17 protein-coding genes and 1 pseudogene are annotated in these 16,741 nt (G+C 40.2%); 2 read left to right on the top strand and 16 right to left on the bottom strand.

Features of this window, described 5'->3' with window-relative positions; all coding sequences use genetic code 11:
• Window positions 1-24 precede the first annotated feature (24 nt).
• The 11 genes and pseudogenes from KKH91_06200 to KKH91_06150 all read right to left on the bottom strand — a co-directional run bounded on the left by KKH91_06200 (window position 25) and on the right by KKH91_06150 (window position 8,662).
• Window positions 25-1,140 (bottom strand): iron-containing alcohol dehydrogenase, encoded by a 1,116-nt coding sequence (locus tag KKH91_06200; GenBank protein ID MBU0952392.1) that lies wholly within the window; start codon window positions 1,138-1,140, stop codon window positions 25-27.
• Between the two features lie 66 nt (window positions 1,141-1,206).
• The gene (locus KKH91_06195; protein ID MBU0952391.1) at window positions 1,207-1,440 is read right to left on the bottom strand and encodes a hypothetical protein; all 234 of its coding nucleotides are present in this window, start codon (window positions 1,438-1,440) and stop codon (window positions 1,207-1,209) included.
• Window positions 1,398-1,799, bottom strand: a pseudogene (locus KKH91_06190) (EamA family transporter). The gene KKH91_06195 and the pseudogene KKH91_06190 overlap by 43 nt, the downstream one beginning before the upstream one ends.
• A gap of 49 nt (window positions 1,800-1,848) precedes the next feature.
• Window positions 1,849-3,159 (bottom strand): ATP-binding protein, encoded by a 1,311-nt coding sequence (locus tag KKH91_06185; GenBank protein ID MBU0952390.1) that lies wholly within the window; start codon window positions 3,157-3,159, stop codon window positions 1,849-1,851.
• A gap of 121 nt (window positions 3,160-3,280) precedes the next feature.
• On the bottom strand, window positions 3,281-4,078 hold the full coding sequence (locus KKH91_06180) for an alpha/beta hydrolase (GenBank protein ID MBU0952389.1): 798 nt from the start codon (window positions 4,076-4,078) through the stop codon (window positions 3,281-3,283).
• Window positions 4,075-4,833 carry an AAA family ATPase gene (locus tag KKH91_06175; protein MBU0952388.1) on the bottom strand — a complete coding sequence of 253 codons (759 nt, stop codon included), beginning with the start codon at window positions 4,831-4,833 and terminating at the stop codon, window positions 4,075-4,077. Before KKH91_06175 ends, KKH91_06180 begins: the two co-directional genes overlap by 4 nt.
• 159 nt (window positions 4,834-4,992) lie before the next feature.
• Window positions 4,993-5,352 (bottom strand): hypothetical protein, encoded by a 360-nt coding sequence (locus tag KKH91_06170; protein MBU0952387.1) that lies wholly within the window; start codon window positions 5,350-5,352, stop codon window positions 4,993-4,995.
• 146 nt (window positions 5,353-5,498) lie between these two features.
• Window positions 5,499-6,494, bottom strand: coding sequence for a tRNA dihydrouridine synthase DusB (gene dusB / locus KKH91_06165; GenBank protein MBU0952386.1), 996 nt, complete (start codon window positions 6,492-6,494; stop codon window positions 5,499-5,501).
• Window positions 6,495-6,528: 34 nt separating this feature from the next.
• Window positions 6,529-7,215, bottom strand: coding sequence for a DNA alkylation repair protein (locus tag KKH91_06160; protein MBU0952385.1), 687 nt, complete (start codon window positions 7,213-7,215; stop codon window positions 6,529-6,531).
• Between the two features lie 17 nt (window positions 7,216-7,232).
• Window positions 7,233-7,997 carry a ZIP family metal transporter gene (locus KKH91_06155; GenBank protein ID MBU0952384.1) on the bottom strand — a complete coding sequence of 255 codons (765 nt, stop codon included), beginning with the start codon at window positions 7,995-7,997 and terminating at the stop codon, window positions 7,233-7,235.
• A gap of 11 nt (window positions 7,998-8,008) precedes the next feature.
• Complete coding sequence (locus KKH91_06150) at window positions 8,009-8,662, bottom strand: HAD family phosphatase (GenBank protein MBU0952383.1); 654 nt, start codon at window positions 8,660-8,662, stop codon at window positions 8,009-8,011.
• A 126-nt stretch (window positions 8,663-8,788) separates the two neighbouring features.
• Between KKH91_06150 and KKH91_06145 the strand changes: the two genes are divergently transcribed.
• Window positions 8,789-9,910, top strand: coding sequence for an AI-2E family transporter (locus tag KKH91_06145; GenBank protein MBU0952382.1), 1,122 nt, complete (start codon window positions 8,789-8,791; stop codon window positions 9,908-9,910).
• A 66-nt stretch (window positions 9,911-9,976) separates the two neighbouring features.
• Window positions 9,977-11,002: a DUF1646 domain-containing protein gene (locus KKH91_06140; GenBank protein ID MBU0952381.1), complete on the top strand. Its 1,026-nt coding sequence runs from the start codon at window positions 9,977-9,979 to the stop codon at window positions 11,000-11,002.
• A 102-nt stretch (window positions 11,003-11,104) separates the two neighbouring features.
• Here KKH91_06140 and KKH91_06135 read toward each other — a convergent pair whose 3' ends face one another.
• The 5 genes from KKH91_06135 to gcvPB form a co-directional block, all read right to left on the bottom strand.
• Window positions 11,105-11,578: a hypothetical protein gene (locus KKH91_06135; protein MBU0952380.1), complete on the bottom strand. Its 474-nt coding sequence runs from the start codon at window positions 11,576-11,578 to the stop codon at window positions 11,105-11,107.
• On the bottom strand, window positions 11,575-13,080 hold the full coding sequence (lipA, locus tag KKH91_06130; protein ID MBU0952379.1) for a lipoyl synthase: 1,506 nt from the start codon (window positions 13,078-13,080) through the stop codon (window positions 11,575-11,577). The genes KKH91_06135 and lipA overlap by 4 nt, the downstream gene beginning before the upstream one ends.
• Window positions 13,081-13,261: 181 nt before the next feature.
• Complete coding sequence (gene lpdA / locus KKH91_06125; protein ID MBU0952378.1) at window positions 13,262-14,602, bottom strand: dihydrolipoyl dehydrogenase; 1,341 nt, start codon at window positions 14,600-14,602, stop codon at window positions 13,262-13,264.
• Window positions 14,603-14,615: 13 nt separating this feature from the next.
• The gene (locus KKH91_06120; protein ID MBU0952377.1) at window positions 14,616-15,290 is read right to left on the bottom strand and encodes a lipoate--protein ligase family protein; all 675 of its coding nucleotides are present in this window, start codon (window positions 15,288-15,290) and stop codon (window positions 14,616-14,618) included.
• A 2-nt stretch (window positions 15,291-15,292) separates the two neighbouring features.
• Window positions 15,293-16,741, bottom strand: coding sequence for an aminomethyl-transferring glycine dehydrogenase subunit GcvPB (gcvPB, locus tag KKH91_06115; GenBank protein MBU0952376.1), 1,449 nt, complete (start codon window positions 16,739-16,741; stop codon window positions 15,293-15,295).

Below are 16,741 nucleotides of genomic sequence, written 5' to 3'. Positions count from 1 at the left end.
CCTGAAATTCTTTACCTTATAATTTCAGGAACCGGCCCAACACTTTTGAAGCAGTTTTACCATGCTGTTATAGTCAATAGGCGCAGGGTTTATTTTTATTGAAACAGAAGTCATGGATTTTTCGGCTATCAAAGGAATATCTTTTTCCGGTATGCCTAATTCTTTAAGCGCCTGAGGAATACCGATTTCTTCCGAAATGTTTTTAACAGCCGCGATTAACTCATCGTCTATTTTCCCTTCAGTTGACGGCATATTATATTCCATCATATAAGGAAGAAGAACTGCAACAGCCAACCCATGAGTGGTTCCATATAGCGAACCCAGGAAGGGCGCTATTGCATGAACCAGGCCGACACCGGAATTTGCAATCAATATTCCGCCATAAAGCGATGCAAGCGACATTTTTTCGCGCGCTTCATAATTATCGGGATATTTTACAGCGGTAATTAACGATTCTTGTACCAATTCAATGCTTTTAATTGCCATCGCATCAGTGAATTTGTTAGATTTTTTTGAAATATAACCCTCAATTGTGTGCGTAAGCGCGTCCAGGCCGGTTTCTGCAGTCATTTTTGCTGAAAGGGTAAGCGTAAGCTCCGGGTCAACTATCGCACAGCGCGCAAAAATTAAATCCGAACGCAAACTCCGCTTATTGGCAAGTTTTTTATTTATAATTACAGAATTCTTTGTAACTTCCGAACCGGTTCCTGACGTTGTTGGCACTGCGATGAAGGGCACGCCTGGTATTAAGAGCTTTCGGGTGCCGTCAACTTCGAGAAAATCCGCCACACTAATAAAACTCTTTTCATGCACCAGGGCGGCAACGGCTTTGGCTACATCCAGCGCGCTTCCCCCGCCAAGTCCGATGACAGCTTTGCAATTATTTTGTTTTGCCAGCTTTATTCCTTCGTCAATAATTTCAGTATCCGGTTCAGGCGCTACTTTATCAAACAGAATTATTTTTTTATCTTTCAGTATCGTTTTAACTTTATCGGCAAGCCCGGTATTTCTGGCTGACTTACTTCCCGTAACCAACAAAACACAGTTTTCTTCCTTATATACAGCTTCAGGAAGCGAATTAACCGCGCTTTTTCCAAAAATAATTCTTGCAGGCAAATAAAACTGAAAATTATTGTTCATTGCTTAGACGGCCTAGACCGGAATATTTACGCCTTTCTTTTGGTTTTTCTTTTTGTTCAGTCCTAGTTAGAAATATATCTGGCTATAATCCAGTTCCATATAATTCCCGCAGCAGTCGCAAGGTTTTCTGAAAACCAGTAATTTTTCAGGTTCGCTTAAATTTAACGGGGATTGCTTGCCTGTCTTGTTTAAAAAATCCTGGCAATAATTCTGCGTAGGAGGCTCTATAAGCTCTGTTTTACCGTGCGGCGCCCTGGTTATCCTGAAATGCATGCAATTCCAGCAACATTCCTGTGGCATAATTGGTCTTCCTTATTTAAGATTATTACCATAGTGCCCGTAATAACTAAAAGAGCACCAATCAGTACTTTAAGGCTTACAGTTTCATGTAAAATTATGATGGATAATATGATTGCCAGAGCCACGCTGGTTTTATCAACAGCGGCAACCGATGAAACTTTCCCCATCTGCAAGGCCCTAAAATAAAATATCCAGGACAGACCTGTAGCCAGGCGATAATCAGAATTACGACGGTCCTGACTGCGGTTGCCAGGTCTGAATCTATACCCCTAAATTCCTATTTTGGCTAAAATAGCAGTGCATGCGGCAAACAGTGCAGACAAAAGCGCATAAAACCACCAGGCATTAGTTATTTTCATAATCTCTCCAAATCTAATTCCAAAATCATATATTTACTAATGCAAATAATTATTTTGACAGCAGCCATTTCCAAACAGGCAAAACATGTATTGTTTTTTTACCAATATGTTGAATTGATTCATAATCTCTGGTTATGACCAACCCATCCTTTAATCCGTAATGTTCAAGACAAAACGCGAGCGCTGAAAGTTCACGCTCTCTAGTAGAAGGGTCATTAAATGCGAAACAAACTTGAATTGCCTGGATAACTTTTTTCCCCTCGGAAACAATGAAATCCACTTCCTTCCCCTCTTTTGATTTCCAGTAATTAATACTCATAAGAGGCTGCACCGCTTTTCTGCGCATTAACTCAATCGCAACTGTGTTTTCAAGCCGTTTACCGTAATCATGATCCGAAAAAAGGCTTAAAAAACCCACATCATTAAGAAATACTTTAGGAATTGACATCCCTTCATTCTTCACAGACCGGTCAAGTTTCCTCAGGGTAGTTATGAAAAAGCAATCTTCAAGTATTGAAAAATATTCATAAAGCGTGTTTTTGCTTACCTTCTGCCCTGAAGATTTAAGAGTATTGAATACCTTGTTGATGCTTATTTCTTTGGTTGCGCAAGATACCATATAGTTTATAAGCCACCTGACCAGAGTTGTATTTTTTATAGCATACCGATCGATAATATCTTTGTAAATGGTCAAATCAAAAAAATCTTTTAAAAGAACCGTTTTCTCAACTTCGTCATCTTCAAGCACAACTTCCGGGTAACCGCCATATTGCAAATATAAATCTATTGCATGCATAAGAGCTGCTTTTTGTTTTGTTGATATCCTGCTGGCATCAAAGGATTGCCCTTTAAAAGCACAAAACTCCCGGAAAGAAAGAGGATAAAGAATTGTTGTGCGCGTTTTGCCACGGAGTGAAGTCGCAATCTCCTTGCTCAATAATTTTGAAGAGGAACCAGTAATAAAAAGCTCGTAAGTTCCTTCATTATGAAGGCTAAGCACTGCTTTTTCCCAATTTGTGACTACCTGGGGCTCGTCTATAAACAAGTATAGTTTTTTAGAAGTTGTTTGAGGGAACAGCGACCAGTGAATTTCAAGTATCTTTTTAAAACCCTGAAAAGTTACACCGTCAAGAAGAGGGTCTTCCAGATTAAGAAACAGTATTTGTTCCTTCGGAACTTTTTGGACGGTAATAAGATCTCTTATTTTATCATACAAAAGGCTCGTTTTCCCCACTCTGCGGGCTCCAATAACCGTTTGTATACGCGAGGTTTCCCTGAGCCTTGTTTCCCTCTCTTTGGGAGTCGGTACCACACGCTCATTCCAGTCATTGATATATCTTTTTACAAGTTCATTATCCATATTTCCCTCCAAACAGGGATATAATACACTAATATATCCCTGTTGTCAAGGACATATTTCCAATCCCGCCTTCATCCAAATCTAAATACCACATAAATTTAATTCCCTACTAACATCCGTCTCATTTCAAACCGTATCTTGACTTCTTGACAACATCCCCGAGATTCCCATCTATCCAATTAAGCAATTTAGAATCGAATTCGTCTGTAAGCATTTGGGTGCCGTGTTGCGCCTGGACGCCTTCAAAAAAAGCGGTATCACTTTTTAACTGTCTACCAACCAATACCATCTGTGTGGCGGTATCATAGGCATATTTATCACCCGGCGATGCGGCTAAACCCAATGGCCTTTGGCCATATTGCTGTATAGCGGTGTTAGTTTCAAGCCCTGTATAGTTCCAGCCGGGAGATAAAAGGACAACAATCGGAATGAATTTATTTTTGGACGCATAAATAAGCGATATATTTGCGCCTATGCTTGCGCCGATAAGCCCGATTTTTTCTTTCTTTATCCCATTATGTTTGAGATACTTGACTGCGCCATCAATATCCGAAACAAGTTTTTCTATTTCCGAAATTTGCCCGGAATTTACAATTTCATTTATAGTTATTTCCCGGCCGTCAGTATTTTTTGAGCTTCCGTGGTGGCCGCGCAGGTCGTAGGCGAAATAGCCGCAGCCTCTTTCAATTAGTTTTGCTTCAAAGCGGTTCCATTCATCTTTCGTGCTGGATAAACCATGAAGCAATATAAAGGTAATTTTGTCCGGAGTTTTTGGCGGGACGTATTTCCCCGCAATTATCATGCCGTCGGATGCAATAAATCGGGCCTTATCGTCCGGCCCCGGCTCTATTTTCGCGCAGGCGTTTAATGCTAATGTAAGTGTTGCAGTCAAAATGAATAAATTAAAATATTTTTTCATAGCCCCAGAAATTCTTTTGCAAGGTTTAAATATGCTTCGGTGCCGCGGGAAGAACTATCGTACTGAAATACGGGTTTGCCGTAACTCGGCGCTTCCGCCAGGCGGACATTCCGCGGGATAACGGATTTATAAACCTCATTGCCGAAAAATTTCCTTACTTCCTTAACCACCTGATTGCTTAAATTCATTCTGCCGTCAAACATTGTAAGCAGAACGCCTTCAAGCTCCAGATGCGGGTTAAGAGATTGCCTGATAAGGTGGATTGTTTTCATTAGCTGGGTAAGCCCTTCCATGGCATAATATTCGCACTGGATTGGGATAAGCACGGATTCCGAAGCGGTCAAAGCATTTACCGTCAATAAACCGAGAGATGGGGGGCAATCAATAAAAATATAATCGTAAGAATCTTTGATGCTTTGCAGCGCTTTTTTTAATTTTGTTTCGCGGTCAGGCAGGTTAACCAGCTCGACTTCAGCGCCGATAAGGTTAATATTCGACGGAAGAATATCCAGAAACTCGACGGAGGTGCGTACGATTGATTCCTCCGGCGGAACGTCGTCGATAATTATATTGTAAACGCCTTTTTCAACAGATTCTTTATCAAAGCCCAGGCCGCTGGTTGCGTTTGACTGCGGATCTAAATCGATAAGAAGAACTGATTTGGTGAGATGGGCCACACTGCCAGCAAGGTTAATCGTAGTAGTTGTTTTGCCGACACCGCCCTTCTGATTGCAAACCGAAATGATTTTACCCATAGAATGCTAACCTCAACCCTGATTTTTCCTTTTAAACAGAAGTAATCAGGACGCTACCTCGCGAAAGACCATGAAAGGAGAAAAATGTTCCACATGAAACATGCCAAGCAGGTATCCCAATTACCAACTTAAAGGACACATTGGGGCTTGGGGCCCGATTTACCCTTTAAAATACATTTTTAGGACCTCTTTCATCTTTTCTTTAGGCTCAAGATGTACTTTCAACTGTTCAACAAAATCTCTGGGTAACCCTATTCTTTTTAACACTTTAGCGTTTTTATAGCGCGCTATATCCGTTTTAAAGACATTTAAATCCTGATAATCGCTTACTGCCATGTTTTCACTGGGTATGTATATTTCTTTGATATCAGAATTAGTTTTGACATTGCTTACTGTCAGTTTATAAATTATTGCTTTAATCGGTTTACGCTTATCTACCAATTTCAGAAGTGTTTTCTTTAACTCATTGAATGCGGCAAGTTCCTTTGCGCTTTGGACTGATTCTGTTTTCTTTGCCATACCAATAACCCTCCATTTAATTGAATTATAAATTTATTACTGTATCCTGATTTTAACAAATTGTGGCCTTATTATCAACACATAAAAACTTTGATTAACTCCCCTAGCCCCTCTTTCAAAAAGAGGGGAAGGTGTTGGTGGGGTACTTACGACATCAAACCTTGCTTGATAAACCTGGTCATCTCTTTATTGTGGGTGTGTTCGAGTTTGTCTTTATACTGAGAAGCTCTTGCTTTGTTTTTCGGGCCGGTGTTGTCTTTAAGAATAGAGCATTTTATACCGTAATATAATAAGTGCCTGTGAAATCTCAAGAGCCCTTTCTTTTCACCGTAGCGCTCTATCTCTCTCTTTAAGTGCTGATTGCAGATTTCCGCAATCTCTTCGTAGGGGGGCGAAGTTACATCCTCTCCTTTTATTGCCTGAAGGATCCCGCGGAATATCCAGGGGTTCCCTAATGCGCCGCGCGCTACCATAATACCGTCGCACTTTGTATGCTGCAGCATTCTTACCGCATCGTAAGGGCTGAATATATCTCCGTTGCCGATTATGGGAATACTATGAATATTTTCCTTTACTTCCTTTATTATATCCCAACTCGCTTTGCCGGAATACTTTTGTTCACCGGTCCTGCCATGAACCGTAATTGCTTCAACGCCTGCTTGTTCCAGCTCTTTGGCAAAATCAACCGCATTGATATTTTTTGAATCAAACCCTGTTCTTATCTTGGCTGTAATTGGTTTGTTGGATACTTTTTTTGCCTGCCTTATTATTTCCGCGGCGAGCTTGGGGTTTCTCATCAGCGAAACACCTTCAAACCTTTTAACAACTTTTTTTGTAGGGCATCCCATATTAATATCTATTAGAACAATGTCCTTGTTATCATTAACAAATTCGCAGGCCTCCGCGAGTATATCCGGTTCGCTGCCAAACAACTGAAGGGCGACCGGTTTTTCTTCTTCAAGTATCTCCAGCATCTTTTGGGTCTTTTTGTTTTTGTGATGAATGCCCCGCGCTGTAATCATTTCAGTATAAACAAGCGCGGCCCCCATTTGTTTGCAGGCTATCCTGAAAGTAATATCCGTAACGCCCGCCATGGGCGCCATGAAGATATTGTTCTTTAATTCAATGTTTCCGATTTTCATAAACGTTTTTAATTGTTCCACATGAAACAATTACTTATCTCTTTTTGTTTTTAATGCGTTCTACTACTTTCGGGTTTGTTAATTCCCTATAGGCATCCGTACCAATCCAACAGGCTGATTTATTTTGGCTGTCTTTTAGTTCTTTTGAGAGTTTAACTGCTTCCCTGTTTAACGCCATATTGCGTTTGCCAATCTGCCTAAGCGCCCAGTTTACGGCTTTCCTTACAAAGTTTCGTTCATCTGTTGATTCTCTTTTGATAATGGGGAAAAACTTTATTAGCTCTTTATCCGGCAGTTTTTTGTTATGAACTGCAATAACCGCCATTAAAGCAAATCCTGCGCGCTTTTCAAATTCTTCCTTTCTTTTGGCCCAGTCAATTGCCTTGTTGTAGCCAATTTCGGTTTCACTAAACAAGTTCATGCAACATTGGTCGCATATATCCCAGGAGTTGAATTCTTTTACCCAATCATCCATCTGTTTTGAGGTTATCTGTTTAGGGTCATCTACTATGCTTGCCAGGATCCTTGCTTCATGAATTCCTGAGTTCCATAGCTGTTTGGCGATCTCATGGTCTTTTTTAACAAGCCTGCCTATCTTTCTAAGTTCAGGTATGGGCACGCCATAAGCGTTCTTTACATTAATGCCAAACCGCTTCATGCCGGCAATGTTTTTGGGATTATACAAGGATTTGATTTTGGAAATGATTTGTTGGTAGTTCATAGAAATTGAAATACTCTTTATTCCAGAAAGGTGAGGAGGGCCATGAGGGCGACACCAAGAATTATCATTAAAAACTGCCAGACTGAATTTGAAACAGTAGTATCGCATGAATTGTCATGTTCATGAAGCACGGGGATAAGGTCTGAACCTGCTATATAAATAAAACCGCCTGCGGTTATAGGAAGCAGCAGATAAGTATATTCCTTAACAAAAGGCCCTACAATAAGCACAATCAGCGCGCCCAAAACGGAAGTTAATGCAGTTAAAAAATTAAAATACAATGCTTTCCTTACTTTAAGCCCGCCAAAAATAAGTATACCGAAATCACCAATTTCCTGCGGGAGTTCATGAAAAACTACAGCAAGCGTAGTCGCAATGCCAAGAGGGATGTTGATTATGTAACTCGCGGCAATTATCATACCGTCAATCATATTGTGCACCGCATCGCTTACTAAATTCATTGTAACAACAGGATGAATGTGTTGTTCTGTAGTCACATGGTGGCAATGGCGCCAGCGCAGAAATTTCTCAAGCACGAAAAATATCATAAGGCCCAATACAATATATAAGGAAGTGGATAAACCATAACCCAATTTTTCAAATGACTGCGGAAGCAGATGAATAAACGCATCCCCAAAAAGCCCGCCAACAGCGAAACTTACCAGATATTTCAGAATTGAGTTTAATTTCTCTTTATCCAGAGAAAGGGTAAAAACACCGATCAGGGAAACCAAACTTACTATTACCACGCTGATTAATGTATAAGCCCAGATTTTTAACAACTTTCCTCCGCTTACCTTATTATTTTCTTTATTTCCAGCAAATCATCTACAGTTATGTTTGCTTTTCTCAGGTACTCTTTTGGTAAACTGGATGTTATTGCTATACAAAACATCCCGGCATTTTTTGCCGATAACACTCCAAGGGTGGAATTTTCTACAACAACACAATCTTTCGGTTTAAGGCTCAGCATTTTTGCCGCAGTAAGATACGGCTCCGGGTAAGGCTTGCCATTTTTCGTGCTCTCAGCCGATATTATTGTATCAAACATTTGGTACAATGTTTTTGGCAATACATTTTTAATGTTGTTAGCATAGCTTCCTGTTACAAGGCCCAATAAATACCCGTTTTTTTTAAAATGTTCTAATATTTCTTCTGCGCCTTTAAAAATAAACCTTTTAAAAAGTTTTTTGAATATTCTTTGTTTTACTGGAAGCATTTCTTCTATTTTCTTTTTTGAATATTTCAGTTTAGAACGCTTAAGCAAATCTGAGATCGTTTTTTTCCAGTGCTCGCCTTCCCGGGAATAAATATCAAAACTATTAATCTTTACGCCAAGCGGTTTCAAGGTTTCAAACCAGGCAATAAAATGGTATGGCATGGAATCAATAATAACTCCGTCCATATCAAACAATACCGCTTTTGGTTTTTTGATTAGTTTTTTCATAGGTTAACGCCTTTATGATATAAAATACCGGCTCAAATGTCAAAATTACCTTCCTCAAGAAGACAATTTTGTACTGAAGTGTTGTTTCTAATTGCAATGAAGCTTATATTTTTATAGAATTAATGCATGGAACCTAAAAAAAGTGTTTTAGACGGGAAGAAATTCAGCAAGTATTTTTTGCTTACGGCTTTTGCTTTGTCTTTATTGTTATTATTGAGCCTGGTTCGTTTTTTTGTGTTGCCAATTATGCTTGCCATAATAATCGCAATACTTATATATCCGTTATTTAAACTACTGCTTATGCTCACAAAAAACAGGCGGGCTCTGGCTTCTATATTATGTTGTATTCTTATACTGACTTTAATTTTACTGCCTTTAATGTTTGTATCCCAAATTTTAATAGCTCAAAGCATCGGCCTTTACCGCAATATAGGCCCTCAATTAAACAACTTAATTCAGCAGGACAACACAGGAATTGTGGGAAGAATAATGAATTCGCCTGTGGGCGCCTGGCTTGTTGCGCACGATATTACTATGGATTGGCAAACGGTTTTTGAAAAAACTATGGACTTTTCTGAAGCTTCAATTGCCTCCTTTGTTAACAGGACTTTTAAAATGACCGTTGAAGCAGTATTTGGATTGTTCATAACGCTCTTTTCATTATTCTATTTCTTAAGAGACGGGGAAACAATTCTACTGAAAATAAAAGATGTCATACCTCTGACCGAGGAATACAAAGACAGGATAATTTTCAGGTTTTATTCCATGTCAAATGCCACGGTGAAAGGAATACTTCTGATTGCGCTGCTGCAAAGCTCGCTTGCTACGCTCACGCTGTGGATCTTCGGCATTAAAGGATGGCTGCTCTGGGGCCTGGTTCTTCTTATATTATCTGTAATACCGTTTATCGGCACCGGGGCTGTCTTAGTGCCTGCAGGTATTATCAAAATAGTCAATGGTGATGTCTGGCAGGGTGTCCTAATAATTATTATCAGCGTATTTTTTATTTCCGTTATAGATAACATCCTCAGACCGCGTATTGTAGGCCAGCATGCCGGCATGCATGACTTGCTGGTATTTTTCTCGATGATCGGAGGAATAGTATCTTTCGGGCCTGTCGGCTTATTGATCGGCCCATTGATTGCCGCAATTTTCCTTTCAATTCTGGAAATCTATAAAATTGAATTCCAGCATCAAATTAAATTACCCGGCCAGGAAGAAAATAGCCTGCCTCACCCAGAACCTTAAAACCTTTCCTCAAAATTAATTTATGGAGAACAACTGGAAAGGATGGTGAGCTAAAATGGGAGCAATGTGGTTATAACAGCGTTAATATTAATAATTTTGGTGGTCCTTTTGGGGCCTTTTATAAACAAAAAGATTGAACACAACCTGGAAGTGTTCCTTTTTGTTATGGGACTGCTTTCCTGCCTGGTTTCTCAAATGTTCTCTTTACATTTAATTAAGGAAGCGCTTGTCGAGCCTATTAAAATAACTCTTGCGGTTTTTATTGCCGGGCTGATTTTCAAATACACGCGAAGCCACATTCACCAGGCAATAGATTCAATCCTTAAAATCATTCCTGTCCGGCTGTTCGTCTTTTTAATGATTGTCATCCTGGGGTTCATTTCATCAATTATAACAGCCATTATAGCCGCCCTGGTTCTTGTTGAAATTATTACTGCTTTAAAATTAGATAAAAAAACAGAAATTGATTTTACAATAATCGCCTGTTTTTCCATCGGTCTCGGCGCTGCGCTCACGTCTATAGGCGAACCGCTCTCCGCAATACTTGTTGCAAAACTCAAAGGTATGCCCGGGGTAAATTTTTGGTACCCTGCAAAAATTATAGGTAAATTTGTTATACCCGGGGTTCTCGGGCTTGGCTTATTAAGTATTTTTTTTCACGGAAAAAATTCAACTCAAGGCCTAAAAGCCGCCGAAGAAGCTGAAACTTTCAATCGCGTTATTATCCGCGCTTTAAAAGTCTATCTTTTTGTAATGGCGTTAATTTTTCTTGGGGGCGGGTTTAAACCTATTGTAGACAGGTACATCGTTAATCTGGATAGCAGGATACTTTACTGGGTGAACACGATTTCAGCCATTTTGGATAATGCAACCATGGCTGCCGCTGAGATAAGCCCTGCTATGACGTTAAAGCAAATACAGAGCGCATTAATGGGGCTGCTTATTGCGGGCGGTATGCTGATTCCGGGAAACATTCCTAATATTATTTCCGCTCACAAACTAAAAATTACCAGCCGCGCCTGGGCAAAACTGGGCGTGCCTCTGGGATTGGGATTAATGGTGGTTTATTATCTGGTATTGTATGTACTGTGATAGAAAACCTACTTATTTTCCTTCACAAATGAAGAAAGGCCCTTAAAATTGTAATATGAACATGCTATACTATTTAACAAAATCACTCCTGCCGCTGCGCAATTATTTCTTTATCGGTACAAAACCCGAATTCTTTACAATATTCTGGCCATGAGCGCCCAAAACAAAACTAATATACTTTTTTACCGAACCTTTCGGCTTTGAGTCCGTATATAATACGAGCAGCTTTCTTGAAGGTTCCGGTTTTTCTATATTTTGCAGCCCTATTATAAATTGCAGCAAATTTTTGCTATTTTTCTTTGCCAATTCAAACTCATCTTTTTTAATCCCTCTGGTAGTCATAGCGGCAGCGCATTCATTATTTATAAGCGACGCTATTGCCTCATCGTCAGTACAGGATTTAATTTCTATGTTTGTATCGCGGTAAATATACATAAATTCCTTTGCGCATTCCTGCGACATCTTAAACATAGTATCCGAACCGGCGATCTTGATAGTTTCTGTTTTTCTTGAGCAACCCGCGGCTAACAACATCAGAATAATTCCAAAATAAACAGCCAAACTCTTCATTTTCATATCTTTACCTCCAAGGATTGAAACGCTTCTTCTGCGTGGTATGAGCTTCTTACAAAAGGCCCTGAAATAACCAACCTAAAACCCATTTCTAACCCAATTTTTTTATAATTTTCAAAAACTTCGGGTTTAACAAATTCCTGTACGGCAACGTTGTATTTTGAGGGCCGTAGATATTGGCCTAAAGTTACAATATCGCATTGTATTGCGCTCAAATCTTCCAAAACTTCAATAACTTCGCCTTTTGTTTCGCCCAATCCCAGCATAACACCGGATTTGGTTAAGATATTTTTATCATATTTTTTGATTGATTTTAATAAATCTAATGAACGCCGATAATCGGCATTAGAACGTATTTCCTTATATAAACGCGGCACGGTTTCAAGGTTATGCCCTATAACTTCAGGTTTTGCTGATATTATCCTTTTCATTGCTTCGATATTTCCTTTAAAATCCGGAACCAGTAATTCAACTGATATTTTTTGATTTATTTTACGGATTTCTTTAATAACTTCAACAAATTGCCCGGCACCGCCGTCTTTCAGGTCATCCCTGGTCACAGAAGTTATCACAATATGCTTCAATTTCATCTTTTTAACAGCTTGCGCAATTCGCTTTGGTTCTTCTTTGTCAGGTTCTCCCGGCAATCCGCTGCTTACAGAACAAAAATTGCAGTTACGCGTGCAAACATCTCCCAAAATCATAAAAGTTGCGGTGCCTTTGCTGAAACATTCATTTTTGTTCGGACAAATTGCGCTGTTGCAGACAGTATTCAGTTTTAAGTCTTTCAAAACATTGGCTGTTTCACCGGCGGCACCGGCGGTTCCGCAGGAAACGCGCCTTTTTATCCATGGAGGGAATTCCTGTTTTTCCTGCATGCCAAATACTTCTCTAAAGCGCTTTTCTGTAAGCTCGCGAACTTTCTGCATGCTGATTTCCTGTTTTGTCAGTTCCGCAACAGCTGTCATTTTTTTATTTTTTAAACCACAGGGATTAATAACCGAAATAACGGACATATCCGGATTCACATTCAGCGCAAATCCGTGGTAAGTAATCCAATGTTTTACTCCAACACCGATAGAAGCAATTTTCTTTTGCCCAACCCAAACACCGGTAAAACCTTCCCGGCGCTCACCCTTAATTCCATAATCGCTCAGAATTTTTATAATAACTTCCTCAAGTTTATTTATATATTTGTGAATATCCTTACCAGTCTTATTTAAATCAATTAGCGGATAGCCGACCAGCTGGCCCGGGCAATGAAGCGTAACACTGCCTCCGCGGTCAACTTCAATAACCTCGATACCCTTTTTTTTTAAATATTCCTGAGAAACCAGAATATCGCTCTTATCATTTTTGCCTCTGCCAAAAGTAATCACCGGGTTATGCTCAACCAAAATTAAGGTATCCGCTCTCTGCGCGCTCTGCGCGAGAATTTCTTTCTGCATTTTCCAGGTTTCGCTGTAATCAGTCAACCCGAGATTTATTACTTTTAAGGTATTCATAATGATATTATTGAGAAATTGTTTTTGAGCGACATTTGATGTTTTAGGCTGAAGAACCGTACAAATTTTCAACTGTCTGACGAAGTTCACTTGGGAGTGAACGAGGAGTTTTGAAAATTTAGGTTCTGAAGCCGTTAAGAAACATCATAGGAGCGAGAAAATGATTTCTCAATATATAACTCTATTTCCGCTTAGGTAAATCAATGGCCTGCTTATGCGCATCATGCGCCGCCTCAAAAACCGCCTCCGACATCGTCGGATGCGCATGCATAATCTTCGTCAAATCCTTCGTAGTCGCTTTCATCTTAACCGCCAGCACTGCTTCAGCTATAAGCTCAGAAGCTTCCGCTCCGATAACATGCACGCCCAAAATAACATCCGTCCTCAAATCTATGACAACTTTCGCAAAACCTTTTGTCTCTCCAAGGGTAATCGCCCTGCCGTTTGCGGCAAAGGGGAACCTGCCAACACCAACTTCATACCCTTTTTCAATAGCTTTCTTCTCAGACAAACCTACGCTTGCAACTTCAGGAATACTGTAAACACAACCCGGTATTACATTATAATCAATCCTAGAATCCTGGCCGCAGGCATTTTCCGCCGCGATAATTCCTTCCTGCGACGCTTTATGCGCGAGTAACGGTCCTCCCGCAACATCGCCAATAGCATAAATTCCCTGAACATTGGTTTCCATTTTATCATTAACCGCGATAAAACCTTTTTCATTCATCTGGATTCCCGCTGGTTCCAAACCAAGGTTTTCGGTTACAGGTTTTCTGCCTGTTGCAACTAATATCTTTTCGTACTTGGCTAATTCTTCTGTTGCCACTTTATAATCAGTTTTTATTTCAATACCGTCTCTTACGAGCAGTTGTTTGAACTTTTCTGAAATTTCTTCATCTTCATTAGGCAAAATCCTTGGCAAAACCTCAACTATTGTAACCTTGCTTCCAAGCGCATTGAAAATACAGGCAAACTCAATACCAATAGCGCCGCTTCCTATAATAAGCAATGAAGAGGGGACGCTCTGGATATCCAGAATGTGGTCGCTTGTAAGTATTTTGTTTCCGTCAACTGTAATTCCGGGAATGGTTGATGGCATCGAACCGGTTGCAATTATACACTTATTGAATGAAATCTTTTCTCCTGCTACATCTAGTTCTTTGCTGGCCGTAAACACTGCATTTCCTTTTAGTGATTCAATATTATAACTTTTGAATATTCCGGCAATACCCAAACGGGAATTTTTTACTATTTTATTCTTTCTTTCAATTATCGCCGTTATGTCGGCTGATACATTCTCTGCTTTCACTCCAAATTGTCCTGCTTTTTTCGCCGATAGCAGCACATTGGCACTTGCTACAAGCGCTTTTGTAGGGATACAACCCCTGTTCAGGCAGGTGCCGCCCAATTCATCCTTCTCTACAACCAGAACTTTTGCTCCAAGCTGAGCAGAGCGAATTGCAGCCACGTACCCGCCCGGCCCCGCACCAATAATCACCAACTCATAGTTTTTTTCCATTTTTTCCTCATTGTTAAGAAATTTGATATTTTGTCTTTAGCAACTCTTCCATCAAGGGCTTTGCTTTATCAAAAACATCTGCTTGTTGGCTAATATTGAAAGATTTCGTAATTTCGCTCTTAAATTCTTCTACATTTATTGGAACATTCGTAACAAACTCGCTATGTTTCCTGTTTAAACGGTATTCCGGCTGCTTTGATGGTTCTTTTAAGTACTTTGAAATAAGCCCTAGGTCAAAATTGTATAACCAGGTGCCGTGATGAAGCATAAAATTCTTTTTTCTCTGCTGTGCGTTTCCAGAAACTTTCTTCTCACCCAAAACAATATCAGAAATCGGTTTAAAACTTATTTCCTGAATACCTGTTATCTTCTTTGCAGATTCAATTACCTTTTCAAGAATATATGTATAAGACTTATTTACGTCAGAAAGAGCTTTATTTCTTTTATACGGCAGAATAAATGAAAAATTCAAACATCCCGGCCCCTGTAAAACCGTCCCGCCGGCAGAGGAACGCCTAAAAACCGGAATTTTGTGCAGTTTGCAGGCCTCAATATTAACTTCCTGTTCAATTTTATTGCTGGTGCCAAGCACAACGAAATGCTCTTTTGATTCCCAGAAACGGATCGTCTCGCCTAGCACTGACTTTTCAGCCAGAAGTAACAACGCTTCATCAAAAGCTAAATCCATAATTAGTCTTTAAAACAGAGATCCATATCCCTGGCGGCAGAAACTTCATCAAGCCTTGAAACAGGAGTAGTCTTTGGCGAATCTTTTACTATTTCAGGCTGTGTTTGCGCTTCATTGCTGATTTTAATCATAGTTTCAATGAAAGCGTCAAGGGTTTCTTTTGTTTCTGTCTCTGTGGGCTCGATCATTATGGCTTCTTTTACAATAAGGGGGAAATAAATTGTAGGAGGGTGGAAACCGTAGTCTATCAGCCGCTTTGCGATATCTACCGTATGCACGCCGTTTTTCAATTGATTAACGGCTGAAAACACGCATTCGTGCATGCAGGTTTTATCGTAAGCCAGGTGATAATATTTTTTTAATTTTTCTTTTATATAATTTGCGTTAAGCACGGCGTTTTCGCTGACTGCAATAAGGCCTTCTTTGCCGAGCATGAGAATGTAGCAGTACGCCTTTAATATCACGCCGAAGTTTCCGTAAAAAGGCGCTATAAACCCGATTGATGACGGCCTGTCGTAATCAAGGGCGTAAGTTCCGTCATTTCTTTTTATAACAAGCGAAATCGGCAGGAATTTCTTTAGCTTTTCTACAACACCCACCGGTCCTGCTCCCGGCCCGCCTCCGCCGTGCGGAGTTGCAAAAGTTTTATGCAGGTTTATATGCATAAGGTCAAACCCGATATCTCCGGGCCTGATTTTGCCAAGAATCGCATTCATGTTTGCGCCGTCGCAATACATCAAACCGTCAACTTCATGGAGTTTTTGGGCAATTTTTTTAATCTGGGGTTCAAATAATCCCAGGGTATTGGGGCAGGTTAACATTACTGCAGCTACTTCATTGTCAAGAACTTTTAAAAATTCATCGTAATCTATCATCCCGTCTGAATTTGATGGAACAGAAACTATTGAATACCCGCAAATCGCCGCGCTGGCGGGATTTGTGCCGTGCGACGAATCCGGGACTATGATTTTTGTTTTCTTGTTGCCTTTATCCTTATGATAAGCGGCGATTATCATGGTGCCGGTAAGCTCGCCGTGCGCTCCGGCAAGAGGCTGCATGGTGAATTCCGACATGCCCGTTATTTCTGAGAGCAGTCTTTCCGTATTATAGATAACTTGTAACGCGCCCTGTGTAAGCATTCCGCCGTGGCGCAATTGCGGAAGCAGGGGATGCAGTTCAACAAAACCTTTATACCTGCTGACTTCCTCGTCTATTTTGGGGTTATATTTCATAGTACAGGAACCCAGCGGATAAAAATTGGTATCAATACCAAAATTCCTACGGGATAATTCTGTAAAATGCCTGACTACTTCCAGTTCGGATACTTCAGGAAGATCTGCTTCATGTTCACGGTGAAAATTTCTAGGGATTTCGAAATTCGACGGTACGTCGCACTTCGGCAACTTTGCGCCCCTTCTCCCGGGTACCCCTTTTTCAAATATTAATTTCAT

The organism is Elusimicrobiota bacterium (assembly GCA_018816525.1).
Classification (GTDB): Bacteria; Elusimicrobiota; Endomicrobiia; order CG1-02-37-114; family XYA2-FULL-39-19; genus OXYB2-FULL-48-7.
Note: the sequence above shows the minus strand (reverse complement) of the source record. Positions and strands in the feature narration are given on the sequence as shown.

Coding starts and splice junctions, on each gene's coding strand:
- KKH91_06200 (MBU0952392.1), bottom strand. CDS start 1,140: ATGAACAATAATTTTCAGTTTTATTTGCCTGCAAGAATTATTTTTGGA.
- KKH91_06195 (MBU0952391.1), bottom strand. CDS start 1,440: ATGCCACAGGAATGTTGCTGGAATTGCATGCATTTCAGGATAACCAGG.
- KKH91_06185 (MBU0952390.1), bottom strand. CDS start 3,159: ATGGATAATGAACTTGTAAAAAGATATATCAATGACTGGAATGAGCGT.
- KKH91_06180 (MBU0952389.1), bottom strand. CDS start 4,078: ATGAAAAAATATTTTAATTTATTCATTTTGACTGCAACACTTACATTA.
- KKH91_06175 (MBU0952388.1), bottom strand. CDS start 4,833: ATGGGTAAAATCATTTCGGTTTGCAATCAGAAGGGCGGTGTCGGCAAA.
- KKH91_06170 (MBU0952387.1), bottom strand. CDS start 5,352: ATGGCAAAGAAAACAGAATCAGTCCAAAGCGCAAAGGAACTTGCCGCA.
- dusB (MBU0952386.1), bottom strand. CDS start 6,494: ATGAAAATCGGAAACATTGAATTAAAGAACAATATCTTCATGGCGCCC.
- KKH91_06160 (MBU0952385.1), bottom strand. CDS start 7,215: ATGAACTACCAACAAATCATTTCCAAAATCAAATCCTTGTATAATCCC.
- KKH91_06150 (MBU0952383.1), bottom strand. CDS start 8,662: ATGAAAAAACTAATCAAAAAACCAAAAGCGGTATTGTTTGATATGGAC.
- KKH91_06145 (MBU0952382.1), top strand. CDS start 8,789: ATGGAACCTAAAAAAAGTGTTTTAGACGGGAAGAAATTCAGCAAGTAT.
- KKH91_06135 (MBU0952380.1), bottom strand. CDS start 11,578: ATGAAAATGAAGAGTTTGGCTGTTTATTTTGGAATTATTCTGATGTTG.
- lipA (MBU0952379.1), bottom strand. CDS start 13,080: ATGAATACCTTAAAAGTAATAAATCTCGGGTTGACTGATTACAGCGAA.
- lpdA (MBU0952378.1), bottom strand. CDS start 14,602: ATGGAAAAAAACTATGAGTTGGTGATTATTGGTGCGGGGCCGGGCGGG.
- KKH91_06120 (MBU0952377.1), bottom strand. CDS start 15,290: ATGGATTTAGCTTTTGATGAAGCGTTGTTACTTCTGGCTGAAAAGTCA.
- gcvPB (MBU0952376.1), bottom strand. CDS start 16,741: ATGAAATTAATATTTGAAAAAGGGGTACCCGGGAGAAGGGGCGCAAAG.